We start from the raw sequence: 6,269 nt of genomic DNA on the forward strand, positions 1-6,269 counted from the left end.
GGGGACGCTATGAATAACGGGAACTGGGAGCCGTTCTGGCTCGGATCGACTGCGCGTCCGCTGTATGCGGCGCTGCACGCTGTGCCGGGCGTTGCCACGACGGGAGTGGTGCTGGTGCCACCGCTGCTGGACGAGCAGCCGCGCAGCCGCCGCTTCATCACAGAAGTGGCCAACGAGCTGGCGGGATTGGGCCTGCCTTCGCTGCGTTTTGATTTCCTTGGCACCGGCGATTCCTGCGGCCGCGGGGATGAAGTGGATTTCCAATCCATGCGCTGCGACCTGGACCTGGCCACCGCGGCACTGCGCGCGCGGACCGGCGCGCGGCGGGTGGTACTGGTGGCGTGGCGTGGCGCGGCGCTGGTTGTGCACGATTGGCTGGCACGGGGCGGAAAGGCGGATCTGGTCGTTCTCTGGGAGGCGTTGGCTGATGGCGCCGACTGGCTGGAACGGCTGGTGCGGGCTGACGCAGCGGCAAGAGTGACACTGCCTGCTCCGCGCCCGGGCGTGCCGCGTCCGAGCGATGCCCCCGACGGCCAGCTGATGGGTTTCATGGTGTCCGCACGCCTGCGCCACGACCTGGCGCGGGCCCGGTTGGAGGGGCCACGGCGGGCGGACGGCTCACGGATGTGGGCGGTGGCGCGCGAGGAAGACCCGCCATCCCCGGTGCAGTTCGAGCGGGTCGTTCCGCTGCCTGCATCGGCGCCGAGGCTGGAAGGCGGGGCGTCGATGGCCGGCACCTTGTTCATGACGCCGCCGATGCGCGAGCTGGTGCGCGGGCTGGGTTCATCGATACGCGCGACGCCATGGGCATGAACATGGCGCACTGCAGTGAGCGTTTCGCAATCGATGAACCCGCGAACGTGATCGTGCGGTTTGGTCCGGACGATCGCCTGACCGGCGTGCTGTCCGGCGCGCACGGCACGGGACCCACGCTGCTCCTGCCAAGCGCAGGCCTGCAGCCCCGCGCCGGTCCTTTCCGCCTGCACGTGGAGTTGGCCGAACGGCTGGCAGCCAGTGGCATCCGCAGCTTCCGCTACGACATTCCCGGCGTGGGTGAGGCACCACGACTGCCCGGATGTGACGCCGCGGGCGCAACGCGGGCCGCCATGGATGTGCTGGAGGCCCGGCATGGCTGCAGCACTTTCGCCGTGGGCGGGATCTGCAGCGCAGCGGACGCGGGCTGGGAGGTAGCGAACCTGGACCCGCGGGTGTCGGCGCTGCTGCTGCTCGATGGGATCTGCTTTGCCGGCCCCTGGTACACCTGGGCGCGCATGACCGGTTTGCTGCGCCGCCTGCCGGGCGAATGGCGCTCGTTGGCGCACAAGCTGCAGTCACGCATGCGCGAGGATGCAGGCCCGGATCCCGCGGATTTCCGCTCCTGGCCGGACCGGGCGCGGGCGCGGCGCGAGTTCGAGCAGATGGTGCTGCGGGATGTTCGCCTGCTTTTCATCTTCAGCGGCGGCTACGGGGAACAGTTCCTGCATCCGCGCCAGTTTGGCTGGACCTTCGGCCCGCTGGCCAGGGATCCGCGCGTGGTGATGCATTACTGGCCGGAAGCCGATCACACCTACTTCGGAAGAATCCAGCGTGATCGGCTGATCACGACGGTTGATCAGTGGATGGCTGCACTGGCGGCAGAGACGGGGCCGTGAGCCGCGAAGCCGCGGCCGTCACGCCGCTGTATCCGGTGTCCGGGGAGCGGGGCAGGCCGTCGCGGGTGGTGCTGGTGGCCCCGGCGAGCGTTCCCGGCTGGCTGCGGGCGTTCCGTGACCTGGCGGTGCGCACCGGATGGATCGATCTTGTGCTGGTGTCCGGCTTCGACGTGCCTGCGCCCGATTTCGAAGAGATCGGCTTCGATATGCGCCTGTTCCTGGCGCTGGAGCGCGTCGTGCACCGCAATGCCAACACAAGCCTCGAGCCGGAAGTGATTGCCCGCGAGCCTCCTGCGTACCACGCGCAAGGCGCGTTGGAACGCCTGCTCGAGCAGGTTCAAGCGCTGTCTCCCGACGTGGTCCTGCTGATTGGTCCCCAGGCATGGGCAGCCCGTCTCGCTCCGCTGGCACGCCTTGGCTGCTGGCATCTGGACGCCAGTCTTGTCGACCCCCGTTACGCAGGCCTGAGCCTGGCCGGGTCGGTGCTGCGGGCTGATCCGGCCACGCGGGTGGAGCTGGTGTTGCAGGATGCGGACGGCGTTGAGACCGTGCTGGCCGGCAGTTCCAGCCGGACCCGGCTGCCTTCGTTCCTGATGACGCGCAATGACGCGTTTTCGAAGCTGCCGCAGCTGCTGCTGCGCGGACTGCTGCGGGCCGCGTCCAGCACGTCCACGAGCACTGGATCCTGGCAGGAGCGCCAACCGGTCACGCTGAAGCTGTCGCCACGTGCGCCTTCCGGGCCGAACGAAGGGCTGCGCCTGCTGCTGGCGACGTCGCTGGCCAAGGTCCGCTCGCTGGTCCGGCGTTTCAAATACCAGGGCTGGGCAATTGTGGTACGCAGGAACCCGGAGCCGCTTGATCCGTATGCGCCGGTGATCGGTTCACACACCGTCCTTGAGGCGGCCGAGGGCTGGTGGGCCGACCCCTGTGTGGTGCTGGACGGCGCACGCACGCTTGTATTCGTCGAGGAGATGGATCTGGCCACCAACCGGGCCCTGATTGCCTGCGTGGAGCTGTACGAAGGCGGTGCCCGCCGCCTCGGAACGGCTCTCAGCGAGCCGGGCCACCTGTCGTTTCCGCAGGTGTTCGCCTGGCAGGAGCACTGGTATATGACCGTGGAGACGGGCTACGCACGGCGCGCCAGCCTGTACCGGGCGGTGGATTTCCCACTGCAGTGGGTCCGCGTCCGTGATCTGGTGACGGGCTGGTCCTGCGTGGATTCCGTGCTGCACCATCACGATGGTCACTGGTACCTGTTCGTCAACGTGGCTGAGAACGGTGAAGGCACCAGCGATGACCTGTTCCTGTTCATAGCTGAAAGCCTGGAAGGCCCGTACACGCCCCATCCGGCCAGTCCGCTGGTGTGCGATGTGAGGCGGGCCCGGATGGCGGGCCGTCTGTTCCACCATCGGGGTCGGCTGATCCGGCCGTCCCAGGACTGCGGGCCCAATTACGGCGCAGCGGTGGTGTTCAACGAAGTGCTGGAGCTTGGACCGCAGGTGTATCGCGAACGCCCGCTGTCGCGGCTGGCGCCCGATTGGGGGCCGGCGCTGCATGGCTGCCATACCTACAGTGCCGGTGGGGGCTGCGAAGTGCTGGATGTCGCCGGCCGCCCGCCGGCCGGTTCAGTGCGTCTTCGCCTGTTCGATGGTGGCCGGACGGAAGCCAGCTGAGCGCCATGGCCAGCCCTCCGGACAAGGCGACGGCAGCGCATGCGCAGCCAGCCGACCTGCTGCGGCCACCGCCGGGGATGGGCACCCACTACCTGCGCTACTCGGTGTCCAACGCGCTGGTGCTGCTGGCGGGATTCATTTCGTTTCCGATCCTCACCCGGATGCTGGACAACACCGAATTCGGCATCCTGCGCTACTACGAGACCTTCATGCTGATCGGGGTCGCGCTGGCGAAGCTCGGGTCACAGCACGCGATCGTGCGCCTGTATCCCTACGGCGATCCAGGACGGATGCGGGCGTTCGGCACCAATGTCGTCCTGCTGCCGCTGGCCCTGTCAGTGGGGCTGTGTACGCTGGCCGTGGCAGGGATGCTGTTGTGGGGCCATTGGGGCGACAGGAGCCTCAGCCCGGTCCTGTGGTGCGTGGTGCTGATGACGCCGATGCTGGCGGTGAGCGCCATCGTGCAGTCGGTGATGCGGGCGGGCGAGCGCTCGGACACCGTCATGGTGACCCGAATCATTGGCCGCATGCTGGAGCTGGCGCTGGTGCTGGGCGCTGTCATCATGGTCCAGCAGAGTGCGCTTGCCGTGTACGGCGGCAAGCTCATCGCGACAGCGCTGTTGCTGGCGTGGCTGATGTACTGGCTGCGGCGCAATATCCGGTTCGCGCGTGAGACGTTTGACGCTGGTGCTTTGCGTGGCGCCCTGATCTACGGCCTGCCGTTGATGGGGCACGAGCTGGCCTACGCCATTCTCAGCAACGTCGATCGCGTGATGCTCCGGGCGATCACCGATGACTTCGCCGTCGTGGGGATCTACACCATCGGCATGGCACTGGCGATGCAGGTGAACCTGTTCATCGATACCACGCTGTCGGAGGCGTTTGTGCCGGTGGCCAACAGGGCCTATGAGACGGGCGGCAACAGGACCGTGCGCGCGCTGAAGCGGCGCGTCCTGGTGCCGATGACCTACGCAGTGGTGGCCATTATTGCGATGGCGCTGGTGACCGGTGAAGACCTGATCGTGGCGCTCAGCGGACCCTCGAAAGCGGCGTCGGGCGAGGTGTTCGTGGTGCTGGCGATCACCGTGGCAGCGCACTCGTTGCTTGGTATTTCAAACTTCGGCCTGCTGTTGAAGCGCCGCACGATGCCGGTGCTGTGTATTACCGTCGCCACTGCGGTCATCAACGTGGCAATGAATTTCATCCTGATCCCGCGAATGGGATACATGGGCGCCGCATGGGCTGCCGCGATCAGCTATGCGGCCATGAGCGCGGCCCGTTTCATCTGGTGTCCGCGCGGGCTGGTGCAGCTGCCCGCTGTCCGCACCCTGGCGGTGGCGATAGCCCTGGGCGCGGTGCTGGTGAGCGTGGCCCAGGGGTTTGATCTGTTCGCAGTGCAGGGGGCATGGGCCCGTCTGGTGGTGGCAGGGGCACTGTTTGTGCCCCTGTACCTCTTGCCTGTGGTGGTCCTGGATCCGGACATGCGTGGTGCCGCGCTCGCGCTCTGGGCGCGGGCGACGGCACGCATGCGGACGCAATTACCGGATGGTGTAGGTGAGTGAAGCGCTGCTGTCGTGCACACCGCCGGCGCCGCTCTTGACGTTGGCCGAGATGCCATGACGCCCGGATCGCGCGGAAGCGGGTGAAGTCACTTCCAGCCTGGCGCGATACGTCGCCCCGGGGGCGATGCGTGCGCTGTTTGCGCTCAGTGCACCGGTCCAGCCGGAAGGAACGGACCGGCCGATCTGGAACGTCTGTGCGGTGTTGCAACGATCGTCGTTGTTGCGGATCGACACCGTGTACCTGGTGGTGCGGCCGGCCCGTCCGGAGGACACGCCGGTCAGTCGCACGGTCGGCTCACGACGCGCGCAGCTGGTGGCCGTATCCGCGATCCGGTAGGTGGCCGAAGCATTGGCGGAATGGGCCGCGATGCTGCTGCTCACGCCTGCGCCGATCCCGTAGTTGCCGGCACGTGCGTTGGACGGCGACGTCACGCTGAGGGTGGTTTTGAAGGTGGCGCCGGGTTCGATCTTGCTACTGCTGTCCGCCAGCGATGCGCTCCAGCCACTGGGTACGGTCTGGGCAAGGAAAAACGTCTTTCCGTAGCAGATCGCCGGGTCGTTGTTGCGCACCGAGACGGTGTAGTTGACCTTGCTGCCGGCCGACGCCGCGGTCGACGGCCCGGTGATGGTGAGCGTCGGTGCCTGGCGGGTGCAGGTGGTGGGCGTGGGATCGGGGGTCGGGGTCGGGGTCGGGGTCGGGGTCGGGGTGGGCGTGGGGGTCGGGTCCGGAGTCGGGCCCGGGCCCGGGGAGCCCGCAGCAGCGCCGTACTCGTATGCACCAATGTCATTGGCGGCACCGACCGGGCGCTTTCCGCCGAGGAAGTCGGTGGTGATCGCGCTGATCATCGGTGCCTTGTCGATCACCGGGCTGCCCGATCGCGGCTCGGCGTCGAAGCCGGCCAGGGTCATGTTGGCGAGCCTGGGGTCCGCGCAGGTGACGCCGCTGGGGCAAGAGGACAGGTTCCAGCCGAGGTTGCCCGAGATGTTGAGGGTGCCCGGCGCCTTGCCTGCGTTGAACGCACGCTTGGAGCCGTTGACGAAGTACGGGAAGCCGACCACGACGTTGTTGCGGATGTCGATGCGGTCCGACGAATTGCCGCTGTTGTAGGTGATGTTGCCATCGCCTTCGCCGGCCAGGGTGTTGTGGCGCAGGGTGGCGGTATGGCCGCCGTTGAGCACCAGCAGCACGGTGGCACCGTAGGCGCGGCAGATATCGCCTTCGGTCATGTTGTACTTGCCCTTGAAGTAGGTGCAGTGACCGACCAGGACCGAGTTTTCAACCGTTGAATTGCCGGTGATCTTGACCTGATTGCCGGCGTTGCCGGCCGCGTACACCCGGCGCAGGGTGACGCTGGAGTTCGGCGACCCGTCCATGTGGTAGA

5 protein-coding genes are annotated in these 6,269 nt (G+C 67.3%); 4 read left to right on the forward strand and 1 reads right to left on the reverse strand.

The features are described from left to right. Positions 1 to 9 precede the first annotated feature (9 nt). From WCE59_RS11870 to WCE59_RS11885, 4 genes are read left to right on the forward strand one after another with little or no spacing between them, the layout of a single operon-like run. Positions 10 to 813, forward strand: a complete 804-nt coding sequence (locus tag WCE59_RS11870) for a hypothetical protein (RefSeq protein ID WP_343258981.1) — start codon at positions 10 to 12, stop codon at positions 811 to 813. Next, positions 810 to 1,652, forward strand: a complete 843-nt coding sequence (locus WCE59_RS11875; protein WP_343258982.1) for a hypothetical protein — start codon at positions 810 to 812, stop codon at positions 1,650 to 1,652. The genes WCE59_RS11870 and WCE59_RS11875 overlap by 4 nt, the downstream gene beginning before the upstream one ends. Then, positions 1,649 to 3,325 carry a glucosamine inositolphosphorylceramide transferase family protein gene (locus tag WCE59_RS11880; RefSeq protein WP_343258983.1) on the forward strand — a complete coding sequence of 559 codons (1,677 nt, stop codon included), beginning with the start codon at positions 1,649 to 1,651 and terminating at the stop codon, positions 3,323 to 3,325. Before WCE59_RS11875 ends, WCE59_RS11880 begins: the two co-directional genes overlap by 4 nt. A 5-nt stretch (positions 3,326 to 3,330) precedes the next feature. Continuing rightward, positions 3,331 to 4,887, forward strand: a complete 1,557-nt coding sequence (locus WCE59_RS11885; protein WP_343258984.1) for an oligosaccharide flippase family protein — start codon at positions 3,331 to 3,333, stop codon at positions 4,885 to 4,887. On the opposite strand, the gene WCE59_RS11890 is transcribed toward WCE59_RS11885, so the two are convergent. Next, a partial coding sequence (locus WCE59_RS11890) for an NEW3 domain-containing protein (RefSeq protein ID WP_343258985.1) occupies positions 4,864 to 6,269 on the reverse strand: 1,406 nt, incomplete at its 5' end. The genes WCE59_RS11885 and WCE59_RS11890 overlap by 24 nt on opposite strands.

The organism is Luteimonas qiangzhengi (assembly GCF_039548515.1).
In the GTDB taxonomy this organism is placed as follows: Bacteria; Pseudomonadota; Gammaproteobacteria; order Xanthomonadales; family Xanthomonadaceae; genus Luteimonas.

Bases quoted from the DNA above. Each gene is read 5' to 3' on its own strand.
- WCE59_RS11870 (WP_343258981.1), top strand. From the start codon at position 10: ATGAATAACGGGAACTGGGAGCCGTTCTGGCTCGGATCGACTGCGCGT.
- WCE59_RS11875 (WP_343258982.1), top strand. From the start codon at position 810: ATGAACATGGCGCACTGCAGTGAGCGTTTCGCAATCGATGAACCCGCG.
- WCE59_RS11885 (WP_343258984.1), top strand. From the start codon at position 3,331: ATGGCCAGCCCTCCGGACAAGGCGACGGCAGCGCATGCGCAGCCAGCC.